The organism is Coprobacillus cateniformis (assembly GCF_009767585.1).
Classification (GTDB): domain Bacteria; phylum Bacillota_I; class Bacilli_A; order Erysipelotrichales; family Coprobacillaceae; genus Coprobacillus; species Coprobacillus cateniformis.
On record NZ_WSNW01000001.1, the window covers coordinates 3,163,524 to 3,182,871 of the forward strand.

The following is a 19,348-nucleotide window of genomic DNA, read 5'->3' on the forward strand; positions in this document are numbered from 1 at the left end:
GAAAATTAGGCAAGAAAGGGATGAACATGAAGCCAAAATTGAAATTAAAAAAATTAATAATTGATTCTGTTTGTGTTGCTGTAGCTTTAGTGGCAATATTTGTAGCTTACTTATACTTTACGGCTTCAAGTATTCATTTTCAGTCAAGTCATGAGATTGAGATTAATTCAGTTGTTGATTATACAAATTTTATCAAAGCTGTTGATGGTGGCAATCCAACTGATGTAGAGATAGATAGTTCTCAAGTAAATGTTGAAAAATTAGGAGAATATGAAGTCGTTTATAAATACAAAGATGAAAAAAGAATTTTAAAGGTCCAGGTTGTTGATACAACTCCACCAGAATTTGAAGTACAGGATCAGACTGTTGCTTTGAACCAAACCATTGATCCAAAATATCTTGTTAAGAATATCAAAGATGTAACAAAAACAACTGTAACGTTTCAGGAAAAATATACTTTTAATAAAGCAGGTGAGCAGCAAGTTGAAGTTGTGGTAACTGATGAAGCTCAAAATAAAACAGTAAAGACAGCAAAGGTTAAAGTGGTTGAGGATAAAGAGGCTCCTGAAATCATTGCTGGAAATGTAAGTATTATTGTTGGAACAAAAACTGATTTAAAATCTTTGGTAAGTGCAAAAGATAATTTTGATAAAGAACCATCTATTGATGTAGTAGCAAATGATTTTGATGTCAATAAAAAGGGAAACTATGAAATTAAATATATTGCTAAAGATGCAGCAGGAAATCAATCGGAAAAAACAATAACAATTCAGGTTATTGACAAGACTGATGAAAATGAAAAAGTTGTTTATTTGACTTTTGATGATGGACCATCGCGTCATACTCCTGAAGTTTTAGAAATTTTGGATCGTTATAATGCCAAAGCGACTTTCTTTATCACAGGTATGAATGCAAGTTATCGTAAATACATACAAATTGCACATGATAAAGGACATACAATTGGTTTGCATACCTATACGCATTCTTATTCTAAAGTTTATGCTTCTATTAATGCTTATTTTGATGATTTAGAAAAAGTTGGGGCTCTAGCTAAAGAATATATTGGTTTTGTCCCTAAATATATTCGCTTTCCAGGTGGAGGATCGAATACAATTTCTAAAAAATACACTCCTGGAATTATGTCTAAGTTAGTAAAAATGGTAGAAGAAAAAGGTTATATTTATTATGATTGGAATGCTGAAAATGGTGATGGTTACTCTAAGATGAGCAAAAAAGAAATGTTGCGACGTGCTACATCATCTTCAGAAAAGAAAATAATGATTTTAATGCATGATGCAAATGGAAAACAGAATACAGTTGATATCCTACCAGATGTCATTGAATATTATCAAAAACGTGGATATACTTTTAAAGCAATTGATGATTCAACATTTGTACCACATCAAAGAGTAAACAATTAAAAAAGCCTCAGGGCTTTTTTTTGCTTTTTGAGCATATATATTAGTGGTGATGTTATGAAAAGGACAAAAGTGATTGGGCTTATTTGTGTTGTTATATATTGTTTTGTTTTGAAATATATGTTTCATGTCATTTTTCCTTTTGCATTTGCAGTTGTCTGTTATTTTGTAATGAAACCTTTAATTGATCGTTTGGAAAAATGTTTTCATATACAAAGAAGTGCAATAGGTGTTTCGCTTTTATTAGTTATTTATTTGATTTTAGCAATATTATTAGGGTGTCTATTTACTTATGGTGTCTTTTTCACGATTCATTTTTTTGAAAAAATACCTATGTACTATGAAGATATGTTATTGCCATTTTTAGAGCAATTAACAATTTGGGTGCAACAACATTTCCCTATTTTGATGAATGAAGACTATTTATTAGCATTACAAAACTTTTTGGGTCAGTCTCTATTGAATGTAGCAGGTTCTTTTTCAACGGTGATTACTCAAATACCAATTTACTTATTTTCGTTTTTCTTATTTGTGATTTCAACTTTTTTCTTTATGCTTGATTATGAAGAAATGAAAGGAAATTTGTTATCGATATGTAGTCAGCATGTCATGAATTCTTTTGTCAGAATTAAAAATAAATGTTTAAAGAGTTTGTGGGTTTATGTTAAGTGTCAATTGATATTGATGTCTATTTGTTTTTTTATTTTACTTATAGGTTTTGCTGTCATGAGAATGAGTCATCCATTACTATATGCTTTTGTAACAGCACTCTTAGATAGTCTACCATTTATTGGTGTTGGTATTGTTTTAATTCCTCTATGCATTGTCTATTTGCTACAAGGAGCATATCTGAAAGCTTTTTATATTTTTTTGATTTATTTAATTATTAATGTTGTAAGAAGTCTTTTAGAACCTCATATTATGAATAAACAAATGAAGATACCCTCATTCTTATTATTGTTATCTATGATGGTTCATTTGTATTTCTTTGGTATGATTGGAGTTATTTTATCACCAATTCATATGAGTTTAATTTATGGTTTTTTGGACATTCAAAATGAGAATAAATAATATTTCTTTCTTCGTAAAATCAAATTTGCTATAATAAAACATAGAAATGAGGTTAGAAAGATGAATAAAAAATATTTTTTCTTTGATATAGATGGAACATTAACTAATAAATTGACAGGTGAATTGGTACCGAGTGCTCAAAAAACAATTCGTCAATTACAAGAAAATGGTCATTTTGTGTGTATTGCGACTGGACGTGCATACTATAAAACTAAAGATTTTGCAAAAATATCTGGTATACATCACATTGTTAGTAATGGAGGGGCAGCTTTGACAATCGATGACCATGTTATAGCTAACAGACCATTAGACCATAAGACAGCTGTTGCTTTATGTGAAGAAGCTGAACGAAAAGGCTATGGCGTGTTAATTGCAACTGATGATAGCATTGATGTGACTATGATTAATGATAACTTTATCAATCAGGTGGGATATCGTCAGGAACCAACACGCTATTTTTTAAAACAATCACTTCGTTATTGTGATATACCAGAGATTTATAAAATATATATCGCAATTTCACAAGATGATGAGAAGAACCTTAAATTAAAAGACTCAATTGGGTATATTCGTTTTGTTGATGACTATTTAACATTTCAGCATGATGAAAAAGATCGAGGAATTTTAAATATGATCAAGACAATTCATGGAAAGGTTGAAGATGTTGTTGTTTTTGGTGATGATTATAATGATCTTGTGATGTTTCGACCTGAATGGACATCAATTGCAATGGGAAATGCATGTGATGCATTGAAGAAAAAAGCAGACTTTGTTACAAAGGCAAGCTATGATGATGGAATTGAATATGCTTGTCGCCATTATGGATGGATATAAAAGAAAGCCCTTACATATGATGTTGACTTTTGAAAAAAATTGGTATAACCTTAAATATGTAAGGAGGCATTGCTATGAACAGTGGACGTTATGGACAACATAATCTAAAAATAATAGGATTGATTTTAGGCGCAATGGTGATAATCTCAACCTTTGTAATTCTTTTATCAGGTGATCGATATGAAGATTACTTAGGTCTAGGTGAATACCCAAATTGTATGAAGGTTGATGAATATGGAGATGCAGGAAATGATGAGGGATGTGTACGTCATACAAGAACGTTAACGCCAGATTATCAAGATGTATACTCATTAAGTTTTGAAACATTTTATATGAAATCTGAAGATACAGCTTATCACAAATATCAGACTTTAAAAGAAAGTATGAAGTCACAAGAAGTCGTGGATAAGAATGAAACGAATATTTCTGATGTATCGACAGTGACTTGCTATAAGACTTCTGATAATCAAGTATGGTTTGTTGTTAAAGAAGGGACAACTGTGTATAAAGCACATGGTGTTAATCAAGATATGTCAAAAAAACAAAAATGGTTTGATGTCTTAAAGATTAATTATCAAGTTCCTCAAATGGTATAAAATAATTTATTGTATACAATTATACAAAAGTGTGATATAATTATTTCTATATCATAAAAGGGGTGATTGATATGGAAAATAGAATTCAAAGTTTTTTTGAAAAATCTTTAGAAGAAAATCAAATTGATAATGAATTATACAAAAAATATTCTGTTAAAAAGGGATTGCGTAATGAAGATGGAACAGGTGTATTGGTCGGATTAACGAAAATCTCAGATGTTGTAGGATATAAAAAAGTTGATGGAGAAAAGTTTGATGATTATGGTAGCCTGTATTATCGAGGTATAAATGTCAAAGATATTATTGAAGCACAGCGTCAAGAAAAAAGATATCTTTTTGAAGAGGTTTGCTTTTTGATTTTGTTTGGTTATTTGCCTAATGAGCAGGAATTTAAAGAGTTCAAACAAATTTTAAGTGATAATTATGAATTGCCTCCACATTATCTTGAGGGGAATATTTTAGGATTTCCAGCTAAAAATTTAATGAATAAACTTCAACAAGAAGTTTTAATGTTGTATTCTTATGATGATAATCCTGATAATACTGAAACAAGGGAAACATTAGAAAAAGGAATTAATTTATTAGCAAAAATTCCATCAATAGTTTGCTATACTTATCAGACAAAAGTTCATTATTTTGATGAACAGAGCTTATTTATTCATCATGTTAATCAGGATTATAGTATAGCTGAAACTATCCTGTCTTTACTGAGGGATGATGGTAATTTTAGTGAGAAAGAAGCAGAAATATTGGATATTTCTTTAGTTTTACATGCTGATCATGGTGGTGGGAACAACTCGACATTTACAAATGTTGTGATTTCCTCAACAGGTACAGATATTTATTCTGCAGTTGCAGGGGCGATTGGTTCGCTAAAGGGTCCACGTCATGGTGGAGCAAATTTGGCTGTTAAAAAGCAAATGGAATTAGCAATTAATGAGATTTCTACGCAGGCATCTGATGAGCAAATCAGAACTATTATACAACGCATTTTGGATAAAGATTTTAATGATAAGAGTGGATTGATTTATGGAATTGGACATGCTGTCTATACTTTAAGTGATCCTCGTAGTGAGATATTGGCTGCGAAATGTAAAGAACTGGCAATGGAAAAAAATCGTCTTGAAGAATTTGAGTTTTATACACGCTTTGCAATGGTTGCGATTGATGAAATATATACAAGAAAGGGTATTCGTGTCTGTACAAATGTTGATTTTTACAGTGGACTTGTTTATGACATGTTAGATATTCCAAGTGATTTATATACATTGCTCTTTGTTGCAGCAAGAACAGTAGGATGGATTGCTCATAATATTGAAAACAAATTATATTCTAATCGTATTATTAGACCGGCAACAAAATATGTAGGTGGAATTGATGAATATGAAAACATTGAAGACCGATAGAAAAGCGTTTTTCTATGATATTGATGGGAACATTAGCAATAGGAACTGATGTTCCTTTATCGATTCAAAAAGCTTTCTATGAATTAAAAAAAGAAGGGCATCTGCTCTTCATTTGTACAGGTCGTCCATATGAATATGCTTCACAATTTTTTCAACAATATGTTGATGGCTTCATTGCAAGTAATGGACGCTATGTTATTTATAGAAATAAGGTTTTATGAGATGAACCGCTGAATCATGAACAGATTATATATTTTATGAAAGTTATAAGAAAACATCACTGTGGTTTCGCTTTTATAGATCATGATAGCGGTTATTTAGAGAATCAAGATATTCAAGTTTTAGAAGAGATTATGACAACCTATAAAAAAGGTTATTATCAGATTGACTTTAATGATGAGGATGTAAGTGGTTATATGTTTGATCTTTATTTTTCACACTATGATCAATTTAAGGCTGTTCAAAATGAACTTAAGGAAACTGTGGTTTTGAATGAACATTATCCTCATTTAAGTGCTGATGCAACAATTTTAGGAATTGATAAAGGTGATGGCTTCAAACGGATCGTTAGAACATATTTGGACTGCAGGTTTTAATTATTTGCATATCTGGACAAGCACAGTTTGGCCATTGTTGATATTAATGTTATTTTCAAAAGTTAAGTTTCTAAAGAAATTGGCAATTCTTTCAATTCCGGCGGCTATTTTCTCAATTATCGAACCAGTTATGTTTGGATTACCGCTAGCATTAAATCCATTTTTGATCATTCCATTTATCATTTCGACATGCATCGGAAGTTTTGTGACATATGGATTATGTATGTTAGGCGTCTTTTCAAAATTCTATGCAACATTACCATGGGCTACACCTCCATTTATTTTAGGACCATTAGCTTCTGGTGATATGATGACGATTGTAGTTGTATTCTTGAATGTTATTATTGGTTTGATTATCTTTTATCCATTTTTTAAAGCCTTTGAAAAAAATGAATTAGAAAAAGAAAAAAATCATGAGTTATCAATGAAATAATAAATCCCAAAGTGAAAAAAGTAGAGATAAAAAGGTTTCTCCTAGTATAAAGAGAAACCTTTTTGCTATTTTAATATTTTTGTCCAATTATATTTATCTTCCAAACGACCCCATTGAATACCAGTTAAAGTATCAAATAACTTTTGTGTCAACTCCCCAGTTTTAAAGTTATTGATAGTGACTTTATCACCTTTATAACATAACTCACCGATTGGTGAAATCACCGCTGCAGTACCTGTTCCCCAAGCTTCTTTTAAAGCCCCAGTTTTTCCAGCTTCCATTAATTCATCAATACTTAAATTACGTTCTTCAACTTTGTAGCCCCAATCTCTTAGAATATGCAGAATAGAATCTCGTGTTACACCAGGAAGGACAGTTCCTTCTAAAGCAGCAGTAACAATTGTGTCATTAATTAAGAACATAACATTCATTGTACCAACTTCATCAACATATTTTCTATGAACGCCATCTAACCAGAGGACTTGTGTATAACCATTTTGTTCAGCTTTGACCTGGGCTGCAATACTGGCAGCATAATTACCACCACATTTTGTGAATCCTGTTCCACCCTTAACAGCTCTAACATATTCATCTTCAACCCAAATCTTTACAGGATTAACTCCTTCTGGATAATAATTACCAACTGGTGATAAAATAATTATAAATTTATAACTATTAGCAGGATGAACACCAACACCAGGTTCTGTCGCAAAAGTGAATGGGCGAATATAAAGTGAAGTTCCAGGTGCTGTAGGAATCCACTCTTGTTCATACTTCACAATCGCTTCAACAGCTTCGACAAACATATCTTCGGGTAATTCAGCCATACAAATACGTTTGTTAGAGTTAATCATTCTTCGTGCATTCATTTCTGGTCTAAAGAGAAGAATATCCCCATCAGGATTACGATATGCTTTCAAACCTTCAAAAGTTTCTTGGGCATAGTGTAGAACCATAGTCGCTGGATCCATAGCAATTGGACCATAAGGTACAATTCTTGCATCATGCCAGCCTTTTTCTTTATTCCAATCCAAGATGAACATGTGATCAGTAAAATATTTGCCAAATCCTAAATTGTTTTGGTCTGGTTTCTCTTTGAGAGATGCCGCTTTTTCAATTTTGATTTCCATAATAAATCCCCCTTTGATAATTAATGAAATTATACTCTTTTTTTATATAAGTGGCAATATATTTTTACATTATCAAAAAGAATGATATAATATTAAGGAATAAGATAAAAATGGAGGCTATTTATGATTAAGATTTTATTGTGTTGTGGTGGTGGCTTTTCTTCTAGTTTTGTTGCTGAAAGAATGAAAAAGGAAATTCAAAATTTAGGAATGGAAGATGATGTTATGATTGAATTTTCACCTTTCTCTATTGCTAAAAATAGATTTTTAGAGTTTGATATTGTTGTGTGTTGTCCACATCTCAATATTTATGTGAAACAATTGGTTGAAAAAGAAGATATTCCCATTCCAATTTATGTTTTACCTCCAAGGATGTATGGGAACATGGAAATTAAAGAAATTTATCAGGATGCTTGTGATTTGATTCAAATGTTTCAAGAAACACATCAAAATCCTGTTCATTTTCCCCATGAGGATAATGTTTTAAGAATCACAAGACAATGTGCATATCGTCATCAATAAGATAAACAATGTTTATCTTATTTTGATATGTTTTTTTTGCAGAATGTGAAATTATTGATATTTTGTTGAAAGAATGGGTAAATTCCTATATAATACAAACCGTCGAGAAATTTTGAAAGGAGAAGAAACTATGCAATATATTACATTAATTGGTATTGTTATTATTGTTATTGGGTTTGCATTAAAACTAGATGTATTGGCTGTTGTTATTGTGTCTGGTATTGTTACAGGCCTAGTTGCTGGAATGGATTTTTTAGAAATTTTAAGGATTCTTGGTGAATCTTTTGTCAATAATAGATTGATGTCTATTTTCTTGATTATTTTTCCAGTTATAGCTATCATCGAAAGATATGGCTTAAAGGAAAGAGCAGCTTATTTGATTGGGAAAATTAGAAATGCATCAGCTGGGAAAGTTTTATCTATTTATAGTGTCATTCGTTCAATTGCTTCAGGATTAAATGTAAGAATCGGAGGGCATGTTCAATTTGTAAGACCTTTAATTTTACCTATGAGTGAAGCTGCTGCTGAAAAATCAAAAGGTGAGAAGTTAACTGAGGCTGAAGATGAAGAGATTAAAGGGTTATCTGCTGCTGTTGAAAACTATGGAAATTTCTTTGCTCAAAACTGTTTTCCTGCTTCTAGTGGAGTTGTTTTGATTCAAGGAACGTTGGTTGGGTTAGGATATCAAGATGTTACGTTGTCAATGATTTCATCATCAGCATTCTACATTGCTTTTATTTCTGTTTTTTTAACAGTAATACAAGTGCTATGGTATGATAGGAAACTCAAGAAAGGAGGAAATCGATAATGACTGAATTTTTAGGAACGTTTCTTCCAGAATTTTTCTATGTATTATGTGGCTTGGTGAGTTTTGATACTGCATTAAGAGCTACTAAAAATGAAGAATCTAAGATAGGGACATCATTATTCTGGTGTTTACTTGGAATTATCTTTATGTTTGGAAAATTGATTCCCTCTGTTGTTACTGGGGCTTTATTGGTTGTTATGGGATGTTTGACAGCAACGAAGCAAGTGAGAATGTCTAGCTTTGTTGAGTCAACACCTGAATTTCGTCAGGCTGCTAGTGAAAAAGTAGGGAATAAGATTTTTATTCCAGCTGTATCAATTGGAATTATGGCACTGCTTTTATCATTTATTAAATATAATGCCAATACATTCTTCTTTGCTTTTAGAGATATATTGGCACCAATTATTTCATTTGGAAGCGGTGGTGGAGATGCAGTTGCCTTAGATGGTGCTGTAATGACTGGAACAGCTTGTCTGGTTGCTTTGATATTAGCGATGGCTATCTGTAGACCTAAAGTTTCTGAAACACGTTCTGATACATCACGTTTATTAATGCAAGTTGGTGCATCTTGTTTGTTGCCACAATTGTTAGGAGCTTTAGGTGCTGTATTTAAAGAGGCAGGAGTTGGTGATGTTATTTCACAAATCATTTCAAGTGTTGTTCCAGCTGGCAATATTGTTGTTGGTGTTATTGTCTATGTTTTAGGAATGGTTATTTTTACAATGATTATGGGTAATGCATTTGCAGCATTTACAGTTATTACGATTGGCATAGGATACCCATTTGTTATTGCTCAAGGTGGGAATCCTGCGGTTATTGGTGCTTTAGGAATGACAGCAGGTTATTGTGGAACATTGATGACACCTATGGCTGCCAACTTTAACATTGTTCCTTGTGCTGTACTAGAAACAAAAGACCAGAAATGGGCTGTTATTAAAGCACAGTTGCCAATGGCTTTAATTATGATTGTTATTCACGTTGTTTTAATGTTAGTCTTAGGATTCTAGGAGGAAAGTTATGAAAATTTTAGTAACTGGTTTTGATCCCTTTGGTGGAGAAAAAATTAATCCAGCGATTGAATCTGTGAAGAAACTGTCAGATACAATTGCTGGAGCACAAATTGTAAAATTGGAAATTCCTACAGTTTGTCATCGTTCTTTAGCAGTTATAGATCAGGCAATTCAGGAACATAATCCTGATGTTGTCTTATCAATTGGGCAGGCAGGAGGAAGAACAGATATTACAGTGGAACGTATTGGTATTAATATGGATGATTGTCGTATTCCAGATAATGATGGTCAACAGATTATTGATGAACCTGTGTTTCCCAATGGACCTGCTGCTTATTTCTCAAATTTACCGATTAAGGCAATGGTTGCTCGTATCCAGGAACGTCAAATTCCTGCATCAGTTTCAAATAGTGCAGGAACATTTGTATGCAATCACGTTCTCTATGGGGTGAGACATATTATTGAAACCAAATATCCTGGAAAAAGAAGTGGATTTATACATATCCCATTTTTGCCACAACAAGTGATTGATAAGAAAAATATGCCAAGCATGAGCTTGGATAGTATTGTTGAAGCTCTGACGGCTGCAATTGAAGCAATCATTGACACACAGGAAGATATCAAAGTAACAGGTGGGGCTACACATTAATGAAACATCGAATATTTGTATATGGAACTTTAAGATTGGGTATGTATAATTATGATTTGTATCTAAGGGATGAAGATTCGTTTCGCAGTTATGCATACATCAAAGGAAGTTTAATGACAATTTTAACAAAAGTTTATCCAGCTTATTTAACTGAGGGTCACCATATGATTTTAGGTGAAATTCATGAAGTTGATGAAGAGACTTTAAAGAAAATTGATAAAATGGAAGGATATAAAGGATATAATTGTATTGATAATGAATATAATAAGGAAATATGTCCTATATATGATGATCAAGGCCATGAAATTGAAAAACTTCCAGTATATGTTTACAATATGGATAATGAAGATAATGTTTTATTATTAGGTGATGATATTCACTGTCTAGATTATGTTCAATATATTCAACAAAAAAGAGATGGAAAAAAGAGTTTATTCGACTTCGATTCTGAAGAAGAATAAACTCTTTTTCTTATTCAATAATTTCAATTTGCATGGATTTCATAACATCGATACTTTCATGATGAACTTTTTCGTCACCGCTAGAAGTTCCTCTCAAATCTACTCGAATAGGTGTATCAGGTTGAGCAGCTTTAGCCATAATAGCATTAGAGAGTACACAGATATGTGAAACAACTCCAACTAGTGTGATATCTTTATATTCTTTATCTTCTAAGTAATATGCTAGGTCTAAAGAAGGAAAAGTAGGTTTTTTGAAGCATAAGCAATCTTGAAGTAATTCTCCAACTTTTCCATAGAGTTGCCAACCTTCTGTATTTTCAATGCAGTGTTCAACTGGTAGGTGATGACCTTCATACGTTTCTAAGTAATTCTGTTGGTGAGTATCCATTGTATAAATAATTTCATCACCATTCATATGATACTCTTTAATCAGTTGAATAATATGTTCTTCTAATAATTGTGCTTTTTCAAAACCAAGGCTTCCATTAACAAAATCATTTTGATAATCTACTACGATTAATAATCTTTTCATCTTTTTCATCTCCTCGTTTTTCATTATTTTACCAAAATATATTGACATGTCAAATACTTGATTGTATAATCATATTGTCATATGAATATATGTTCATATGAAGAAGGAGGCAAAGTATGGAAAAAACTATCATTGTCAATCAAGATGCAGTGGATAAAGTCTTAGATGCTTTACCTGATGAAGAGATATTATATGATGTTGCAGAGTTATTTAAGGTTTTTGGTGATTCTACACGTATTAAGATTATCTGTGTTTTATTTGAATCTGAGATGTGTGTGTATGATTTGGCAGCAACTTTAGAAATGACACAATCTGCTATTTCTCATCAGTTAAGAATATTGAAAAATGCGAATTTGGTCAAATTTAGAAGAGATGGTAAAATGATTTATTATTCATTGGATGATGAACATGTACAGCAAATCTTTGATGCTGGATATAAACATGTCATTGAATAGGGGGATAAGCTGTTATGATGAAAAAATATATTATTAAAAATCTTGATTGTGCATCATGTGCACAAAAAATTGAAGATGTATTAAACAAAAGAAATGATATTATTGAATGCTCAATTTCGTTTGCAAATAGTTTGTTAGTGCTTGAATCACAAAATGATATTGATATTCATGAATTACAAGTGGCTATTCAAAAAGTGGAACCAGATGTCCAATTAGAAGAGAAAGGAAAGCGAACTCAATTGTCATCACAGCATACACATCAAGAGCATCAGCATGAACATGTCAATTGTGACTGTGGTCATGACCATACACATCATAAACATGATCAATGTGATTGCAGTCATGACCATGAACATCTTGATGTCAAAACACACTCATTGAATCGGGATGGAACGATTTCTTACAAAATATCTGGGCTTGATTGTGCATCTTGCGCAATGAAAGTTGAAGAAGCTATCCGTAAGATGGATGAAATTGAAGATGCTGCATTAAATTTTTCTACTGAAACATTACAAGTGAAAGCAAAAGGAAATGTCGAAGCAGAAATTTTGATTGCATCTTTACAAAAAACTGTTGATAAAGTAGAAGATGGTGTGACATTATCATATAAAAATACCAATCGCTCACTAGGGAAGCCGAAGTTATTTAGTTTAAAAGAAAATTGGGCATTGGTTTTAGGAGTTGCTGTTTATTTTATCAGTATTTTATTAGAAGGACAAAATATTTCATTTTTTGGTTTTCTTATTTCTTATATCTTAATTGGTTATGAAGTTATTTGGAAGGCTATTAAAAATATTTTAAGAGGAGAAATTTTTGATGAAAATTTCTTAATGGGAATAGCAACAATTGGAGCTTTCTGTATAGGTGATTATAAAGAGGCTGTTGCAGTATTGCTATTCTATAGTGTTGGAGAGATTTTTCAGTCTTATGCTGTTAATAAGACAAGAAGTTCAATTTCTTCATTGATGGATATTAAAAGTGAATTTGCTAATCTAAAAACATCTACAGGTGTTAGAAAGGTTGAGCCTGAAGATGTTAAGGTTGATGATATTATTGTTGTGAAAGTTGGTGAAAAAATTCCATTAGATGGTGTTGTTGTAAAGGGGATTTCTTCTTTAGATACATCTAGTTTGACTGGTGAATCTATGCCAAGAGAAGTTCGTGAAAACGAAGATGTTTTGGCAGGAGTTGTTAATTTAACAAACATTCTTGAAATAAGAGTCACAAAACCGTATGTGGATTCTACTGTCTCAAAAATCTTGGAATTAATGGAAAATGCAGCCAGTAAGAAAGCGCCTATTGAGAGATTTATTACAAGGTTTGCTCGTATATATACGCCTACAGTTGTTGCTTTGGCGGTATTGTTGGCTATTGTTCCGATGTTTATTTTTGAAGATGCTGTTTTTAGTGATTGGTTATATCGTGCTCTAACATTCCTTGTTGTTTCTTGTCCTTGTGCTTTGGTCATTTCTATTCCATTAGGCTTATATGCTGGACTTGGTAAAGCAAGCAAAATGGGTGCTCTAATCAAAGGTGGGAATTATCTTGAATTATTAAAAGATGTTGATACTGTTGTTTTTGATAAAACTGGAACATTAACTCAAGGGCAATTTGATGTTGTTGAAGTGAATGGACAAGATGATTTATTGATGTATGGTGCATATGGAGAGTTTTATAGTAATCATCCAATTGCAAAAAGTATTGTTGCAAAATATGGTCAAAGTATTGATGAGAATCAAATTGATGATTTTAAAGAAATTGCAGGTAAAGGTATTGATGTTAAGATTCAAGGAAAACATGTATGTCTAGGAAATGAATCTTTCTTTGAGGATATGAATATTCAAGTGAAAGAGCCAAAAACTGTTGGTACAATCGTTTATGTTGCTATTGATGGACAATTTGCTGGTTCCATTGTTGTTGCAGATCAAATTAAAGAATCTACAATGAAAGGAATTCAGTTATTAAAAGAAGTTGGAATTAAAAATACTGTTATGCTAACTGGAGATCATCATAGGGTTGCGAATGATGTTGCACAGAAACTAGGAATTGATACAGTTTATAGTGAGCTGTTACCACAAGATAAAGTTCAACAGGTTGAAAAGTTATTGAAACAAGATGGTTATGTTGCCTTTGTAGGTGATGGTATCAATGATGCTCCTGTTTTAGCAAGGGCTGATATCGGGATTGCAATGGGTGGTGTTGGAAGTGATGCTGCTATTGAAGCGGCAGATGTTGTTTTAATGCAAGATAATATTGAAACAATTAAAGATGCAATTATCATTTCTCATAAGACAAATAAAGTCTTGAAGCAAAATGTTACTTTCACATTAGTTATTAAAATTGGTGTCTTGTTGTTAACGATGTTTGGTTGGTCAAATATGTGGATGGGTGTTTTTGCTGATGTTGGAGTTACATTAATTGCGATTCTTAATTCTATGAGAGTTTTAAAATAAATAATAGAGATAGTATCTCAATAATGAAATGAACCCAAATATCAGGTTGTTTAAACTTTGGGGGATTTCATAGAGATGCTATCTTTTTTTGATGTAAAATAAGAAATGCTGGTATTCATTAATGACTATTGATGCTTCAAGTGAAATAGTAGTTGTGGTAGATAATATGACTCAAGAAGGTATAAAAATTCTAAAAAATGATTCATCTATGACTTTATCAATGGTCTGATGATTAGAACAAATTAACTTTCAGCCAGAAAAAAGAGTCAGACTGGTTTATTTATCGTATGGTGGTTTGGTGGATCTTGTTGTCACTGAAACTCTTATTTGCTATGTAAGGAAAGATTAAATAAATAGTATAGTCTTCAATAAACAAGTGATTAGTGCTTGTTTGACAAAGATTATGTTTTTTTGATGATATTGAGTTAGAATATGATAACTTTTTAAGATTTAATGAATGTCTTGTGTTTTCATCGTTATAAAAATGCGTTATAATATAAATAATGGGGGATTGTTTATGACATTAGATGAAGTAAAACCAGGAATGACGGTTGTTATTGAAACAGTTGGTGGTAAAGGGCTATTACGCCGTCGTTTATTAGAAATGGGATTAACACCTAAAACAAAAATAAAGGTTCGTAAAGTGGCACCTATGGGTGATCCAATAGAAGTTTATTTACGAAGTTATGTTTTAACCTTAAGAAAAGATGATGCTTCCAAGATAGCAATCAAGGAGGTTAGTGATGAGTAGAAAAATAGCGTTAATAGGTAATCAAAATTGTGGAAAAACAACATTGTTTAATGCTTTAACAGGATCAAGTCAGCATGTTGGGAATTTTCCTGGCGTAACAGTTGAACAAAAAAAGGGTTTCATAAAAAAGCATAAAGAGCAATTTGAATTAATTGATTTGCCAGGTATTTATTCATTATCTCCATATACTTCTGAAGAAATTGTTTCCATTCAATTTCTATTAGATGAACATCCGGATTTAATTATTAATATTGTTGATGCAACAAATATGGAAAGAAATCTATATTTAACAATGCAATTAATGGAATTAAATATTCCTATGATTCTTGTTTTAAATATGATGGATGAAGTTGTGAGCAGTGGGAATTGTATAGATTTGGATGGCTTAAAAGAAAAACTGGGGATGAGTATTGTTCCTATCTCAGCTAGTAAAAATGAAGGTATTGAAGATGTTATTACTGAGATAGAAAGGAATATGGATCAGCCAGCTAGACATTTAGATTTATGTCATGGACCTGTTCATAAAGCGATTCATTCCATTTCACATATTGTTGAACAGAAGGTTAGAGCATTGCATCTTCCAGTACGTTATTGTGTGACAAAACTGATTGAAGGTGACAAAGAGATGTTTAAGACTCTACAATTATCTGAAAATGACTGTCATATTATTGAGCATATACTGGAAGGAATGGAAGAAGAGTCAGGAACTGATCGTGAAGCAGCATTGGTTGATATGCGTTATTCTTTCATTGAAGAGGTTTGTCAAGACTGTGTTTTTACAGAGTGTGAAACCAAAGAACAAATTCGTTCAGAGAAGATTGATTTGCTACTTACACATAAATACTTAGGAATACCAGTATTTATATTGATTATGTTATTCATTTTTTACTTTACATTCTATCTTATTGGTGCTCCTTTGCAGGATTTGATGGATAGTGGAATTACCATTGTTTCTGATTGGTTATTGGCATTTTTAGAAACGAACCATGTTGCTTACTGGTTACGCGCCTTAATTGGGGATGGTATTTTAGCAGGAGTGGGAAGTGTTTTGTCTTTTTTGCCTGTTATTGTTATTTTGTTTTTCTTTTTATCATTGCTAGAAGACAGTGGATATATGGCGAGAGTTGCTTTCGTTATGGATAAGGCTTTAAGGAAAATTGGCTTATCTGGCAGATCATTTGTTCCAATGCTGATAGGTTTTGGATGTAGTGTACCAGCTATAATGGCTACACGTACATTATCAAGTGATCGTGATCGTAAAATGACAATAGTATTAACACCATTTATGTCATGTAGTGCTAAATTGCCTATCTATGGAATGATTATAGCAGCATTTTTTCCAAGTAAAGCTGCTATAGTTATGATTACAATCTATTGTATTGGTATACTTGTTGCTGTTGTTTCAGCTTTGCTGTTGAAAAATACAATTTTTTTAGGAGAGCCTGTCCCATTTGTATTGGAATTACCAGCATATCGTATTCCAACTGCTAAAAATGTTATGCTAAATGTTTGGGATAAGGCAAAAGATTTTATTCGTAAAGCTTTTACAGTGATTTTTATAGCTTCTATTGTGATATGGTTCTTACAAAGTTTTAACTTCCAATTTGAAATGATAGAGGACAGCAGTCAAAGTATTTTAGCAGCAATTGGTACATTTGTTTCGCCTATATTTAAGCCACTTGGATTTAATGATTGGCGTGCCTCAACAGCATTAATGACTGGGATTACTGCAAAAGAATCTGTTGTTTCTACCTTAAGTGTTTTAACTGCAACAAATACAGCTACTTCTTTAAATAGTGCTTTGGCAGGAATATTTACTCCTATGAGTGCATTTGCATTCTTGGTATTTACTGTTTTGTATATGCCTTGTATTGCAGCATTTGCTGCTACAAAGAGAGAACTAGGTAGTTGGTTACAGGCTTTATTAACTGCTGGATTTCAAACTGGGATGGCATATTTAGTTGCTATGCTGATATATCAGATAGGAAATTTATTTCTATGAATAGAGTTGATATCATTGTTATTATAGTTTTATGTATATGTATTATTTTGGCTTATCGTATCATAAAAAAAGGACATTGCCATAATTGTTCAGATTGTCATAAGAATTGTGGAGGGAAGAAAGATGGAAGAGAATTTAAAGACTTTATTGAAAATCAAAGAGACAGAATTGATTAAATCTTTTGAGGCAAATAATATGACTTTAATGTTTGTGAAAAATCAAACAGAATTGGAGACTTATTTAAAAAGTATTTTAAAAGATGGTAAGAAAGTTGCTGTTGGTGGAAGTGTAACGCTGAATCAAATGGGTGTTGTTGATTTATTGCGTACGAGTGATGTCCATTTTATTGATCGATATGAAGAAGGATTGTCAAGAGATGTTATGGAAGATCGTTTTCGTGAGGCATTTTATGCTGATTTATTCATTACGAGTACAAACGCTTTAACTATGGATGGATGTTTGTATAATGTTGATGGAACAGGGAATCGTGTAGCAGCAATGATATTTGGACCAAAAGAGGTTATTGTGATTGCTGGATTGAATAAAATCTGTCAAGATGAAGCAGGTGCATTGTCACATATTAAAAATTGTAGTGCTCCAGCAAACGCTATTCGTTTAAATAAAAAAACACCTTGTGTAAAAACAGGCAGATGTATGGAATGCCATAGTCCAGAAAGAATTTGTAGCAGTTTTGTTAAATTAGGATATCAAGGGAAGGTTAATCGTATGAAAGTCATCATTGTTGAAGACTATTTAGGATATTAGGTGAATTTATGAAAAAACAAGCAGGATTGTTATTTCCGATATCAGTTTTGCCAGGACGTTATGGTGTTGGTGATTTTGGTCAACATGCTTATGAGCTGGTTGATAAGATGGCTAGCGCATCAATAACACTATGGCAGATTTTACCATTAAATCCATTAGGCTATGGAAATTCCCCATATCAGCCATTATCAACTCATGCTGGAGATGAAATTTATTTAAGTCTTGCTGGATTGGTAGAAGATAATTTATTATTGGCTGAAGAAGTGACATCTTTTCATACGCTTTATCATTTTGTGGATTATAAAGAAGTAAGACACGTTAAAGAGAAATTATATTTGAAAGCTTTTGAACGTTTTGAGGAAACTGATGAGTATCAACGTTTTGTAAAAGAAAATGATTGGGTACATCTTTATGCAGTTTTTAAAGTTTTTAAAGATCATAATCATCAAAAATCATGGGTTGAATGGGAAGACGAATATAAGTATTATTATCGTGATTTATCATTTTCTTTAACACCATTTTTAAAGGAAATTAATTATCAAATCTTCTTACAATATTATTTCTTTAAACAATGGAATGCATTAAAAAATTATGCAAATCAAAAAGGTATTTCAATTATTGGAGATATGCCAATTTATGTTGGTTTAGATTCAGTTGATGTTTGGGTGAATCAACAATGTTTTCTTTTGGAAGAAGATGGAAAGCCATCATTTGTAGCAGGAGTTCCACCAGATTATTTTAGTAAATTTGGTCAAAGATGGGGAAATCCACTTTATGATTGGGAGTATTTATCTAAACATCAGTTTGACTTTTGGGTTGAACGTATGAAAGCAGCTTCACAAATTTATGATACAGTACGGATTGATCATTTTAGAGCCTTTGATACGTATTGGAAAATTCCTGAAAGTGAATCAACAGCTATTATTGGTGATTGGATAGAAGCTCCTGGTTATCAATTGTTTGATACTTTGTTTAATAAGGTTCCAGAACTATCTATTCTCGCTGAAGATTTAGGCGAACTTCGTCATCAGGTTTATGATTTAAGAGATCATTATCATTTGAAAGGAATGTATGTTTTTCAGTTTCATTATTGTTATGATTTTGATTTTCATAAGGTTGTTGTTTACACTGGTACACACGATAATGATACACTTGTTGGCTGGTTAGATTCATTAGAAAAAGAAGACTATAAAAAAGTATCCACATATATTGCTAATTATGATGAGGTTCACGATTATCAAAAAATCATTCATTACTGTTTAGATTTAGAAGCAATGCATGTTATTGTTCCAGTATGGGATATGATGGGGTGTGATACATCAGCACGATTTAATGTACCTGGTAAGATAGGTTCGCCAAACTGGGAGTATCGTTTGTCATCCTTTGAACAATTTGATTCATATTTAGAAGATTATAAAAATATGATAGAAGTGAGTGGAAGAAAAGGGGTTTAATT

The 19,348-nt window shown here is 32.0% G+C and carries 20 protein-coding genes and 1 pseudogene; 19 read left to right on the plus strand and 2 right to left on the minus strand.

Going from position 1 to position 19,348, the window contains the following annotated elements; genetic code table 11:
* Window positions 1-26: 26 nt before the first annotated feature.
* The 7 genes and pseudogenes from GQF29_RS15625 (at window position 27) to GQF29_RS15660 (ending at window position 6,354) form a co-directional block, all read left to right on the plus strand.
* Window positions 27-1,421: a polysaccharide deacetylase family protein gene (locus tag GQF29_RS15625; RefSeq protein ID WP_008789899.1), complete on the plus strand. Its 1,395-nt coding sequence runs from the start codon at window positions 27-29 to the stop codon at window positions 1,419-1,421.
* Window positions 1,422-1,475: 54 nt separating this feature from the next.
* Window positions 1,476-2,489, plus strand: a complete 1,014-nt coding sequence (locus GQF29_RS15630; RefSeq protein WP_054688707.1) for an AI-2E family transporter — start codon at window positions 1,476-1,478, stop codon at window positions 2,487-2,489.
* Between the two features lie 60 nt (window positions 2,490-2,549).
* A complete protein-coding gene (locus GQF29_RS15635; RefSeq protein WP_160340833.1) occupies window positions 2,550-3,323 on the plus strand; it encodes an HAD-IIB family hydrolase in 774 nt (257 codons plus the stop codon).
* A gap of 74 nt (window positions 3,324-3,397) precedes the next feature.
* Window positions 3,398-3,919 (plus strand): hypothetical protein, encoded by a 522-nt coding sequence (locus GQF29_RS15640; RefSeq protein ID WP_008789896.1) that lies wholly within the window; start codon window positions 3,398-3,400, stop codon window positions 3,917-3,919.
* 71 nt (window positions 3,920-3,990) lie between these two features.
* A complete protein-coding gene (locus tag GQF29_RS15645) occupies window positions 3,991-5,325 on the plus strand; it encodes a citrate synthase (RefSeq protein WP_008789895.1) in 1,335 nt (444 codons plus the stop codon).
* 23 nt (window positions 5,326-5,348) lie between these two features.
* Window positions 5,349-5,921 (plus strand): annotated as a pseudogene (locus tag GQF29_RS18750) (HAD hydrolase family protein).
* Window positions 5,875-6,354 carry a PTS sugar transporter subunit IIC gene (locus GQF29_RS15660; protein ID WP_147331703.1) on the plus strand — a complete coding sequence of 160 codons (480 nt, stop codon included), beginning with the start codon at window positions 5,875-5,877 and terminating at the stop codon, window positions 6,352-6,354. Before GQF29_RS18750 ends, GQF29_RS15660 begins: the two are co-directional and overlap by 47 nt.
* Window positions 6,355-6,419: 65 nt before the next feature.
* On the opposite strand, the gene GQF29_RS15665 is transcribed toward GQF29_RS15660, so the two are convergent.
* Window positions 6,420-7,484: a branched-chain amino acid aminotransferase gene (locus GQF29_RS15665; protein WP_008789891.1), complete on the minus strand. Its 1,065-nt coding sequence runs from the start codon at window positions 7,482-7,484 to the stop codon at window positions 6,420-6,422.
* Window positions 7,485-7,607: 123 nt separating this feature from the next.
* Between GQF29_RS15665 and GQF29_RS15670 the strand changes: the two genes are divergently transcribed.
* The 5 genes from GQF29_RS15670 to GQF29_RS15690 all read left to right on the plus strand — a co-directional run bounded on the left by GQF29_RS15670 (window position 7,608) and on the right by GQF29_RS15690 (window position 10,934).
* Complete coding sequence (locus tag GQF29_RS15670; protein ID WP_008789890.1) at window positions 7,608-8,006, plus strand: PTS sugar transporter subunit IIB; 399 nt, start codon at window positions 7,608-7,610, stop codon at window positions 8,004-8,006.
* Window positions 8,007-8,136: 130 nt separating this feature from the next.
* The gene (locus GQF29_RS15675) at window positions 8,137-8,814 is read left to right on the plus strand and encodes a DUF969 domain-containing protein (RefSeq protein WP_008789889.1); all 678 of its coding nucleotides are present in this window, start codon (window positions 8,137-8,139) and stop codon (window positions 8,812-8,814) included.
* The gene (locus GQF29_RS15680; RefSeq protein ID WP_008789888.1) at window positions 8,814-9,821 is read left to right on the plus strand and encodes a DUF979 domain-containing protein; all 1,008 of its coding nucleotides are present in this window, start codon (window positions 8,814-8,816) and stop codon (window positions 9,819-9,821) included. Before GQF29_RS15675 ends, GQF29_RS15680 begins: the two co-directional genes overlap by 1 nt.
* A gap of 10 nt (window positions 9,822-9,831) precedes the next feature.
* Window positions 9,832-10,473, plus strand: a complete 642-nt coding sequence (gene pcp, locus GQF29_RS15685; RefSeq protein ID WP_054325108.1) for a pyroglutamyl-peptidase I — start codon at window positions 9,832-9,834, stop codon at window positions 10,471-10,473.
* Entirely contained in the window at window positions 10,473-10,934 is a 462-nt protein-coding gene (locus GQF29_RS15690; protein ID WP_008789886.1) for a gamma-glutamylcyclotransferase family protein, read from the plus strand. Before pcp ends, GQF29_RS15690 begins: the two co-directional genes overlap by 1 nt.
* A 10-nt stretch (window positions 10,935-10,944) precedes the next feature.
* Here GQF29_RS15690 and GQF29_RS15695 read toward each other — a convergent pair whose 3' ends face one another.
* On the minus strand, window positions 10,945-11,466 hold the full coding sequence (locus tag GQF29_RS15695; RefSeq protein WP_008789885.1) for a cysteine hydrolase family protein: 522 nt from the start codon (window positions 11,464-11,466) through the stop codon (window positions 10,945-10,947).
* Window positions 11,467-11,582: 116 nt separating this feature from the next.
* Here GQF29_RS15695 and GQF29_RS15700 point away from each other — a divergent pair, with 116 nt between their 5' ends.
* The 7 genes from GQF29_RS15700 to malQ all read left to right on the plus strand — a co-directional run bounded on the left by GQF29_RS15700 (window position 11,583) and on the right by malQ (window position 19,346).
* Entirely contained in the window at window positions 11,583-11,921 is a 339-nt protein-coding gene (locus tag GQF29_RS15700; RefSeq protein WP_008789884.1) for an ArsR/SmtB family transcription factor, read from the plus strand.
* Between the two features lie 14 nt (window positions 11,922-11,935).
* The gene (locus GQF29_RS15705; protein ID WP_008789883.1) at window positions 11,936-14,374 is read left to right on the plus strand and encodes a heavy metal translocating P-type ATPase; all 2,439 of its coding nucleotides are present in this window, start codon (window positions 11,936-11,938) and stop codon (window positions 14,372-14,374) included.
* A 517-nt stretch (window positions 14,375-14,891) separates the two neighbouring features.
* Window positions 14,892-15,125 carry a FeoA family protein gene (locus tag GQF29_RS15710; RefSeq protein WP_008789882.1) on the plus strand — a complete coding sequence of 78 codons (234 nt, stop codon included), beginning with the start codon at window positions 14,892-14,894 and terminating at the stop codon, window positions 15,123-15,125.
* A complete protein-coding gene (gene feoB, locus GQF29_RS15715) occupies window positions 15,118-17,127 on the plus strand; it encodes a ferrous iron transport protein B (RefSeq protein WP_017143768.1) in 2,010 nt (669 codons plus the stop codon). The genes GQF29_RS15710 and feoB overlap by 8 nt, the downstream gene beginning before the upstream one ends.
* Window positions 17,124-17,303 (plus strand): hypothetical protein, encoded by a 180-nt coding sequence (locus GQF29_RS15720; RefSeq protein ID WP_008789880.1) that lies wholly within the window; start codon window positions 17,124-17,126, stop codon window positions 17,301-17,303. The genes feoB and GQF29_RS15720 overlap by 4 nt, the downstream gene beginning before the upstream one ends.
* The gene (locus tag GQF29_RS15725; protein WP_008789879.1) at window positions 17,251-17,892 is read left to right on the plus strand and encodes a lactate utilization protein; all 642 of its coding nucleotides are present in this window, start codon (window positions 17,251-17,253) and stop codon (window positions 17,890-17,892) included. Before GQF29_RS15720 ends, GQF29_RS15725 begins: the two co-directional genes overlap by 53 nt.
* An 8-nt stretch (window positions 17,893-17,900) precedes the next feature.
* A complete protein-coding gene (gene malQ, locus GQF29_RS15730; RefSeq protein ID WP_008789878.1) occupies window positions 17,901-19,346 on the plus strand; it encodes a 4-alpha-glucanotransferase in 1,446 nt (481 codons plus the stop codon).
* Window positions 19,347-19,348: the final 2 nt, after the last annotated feature.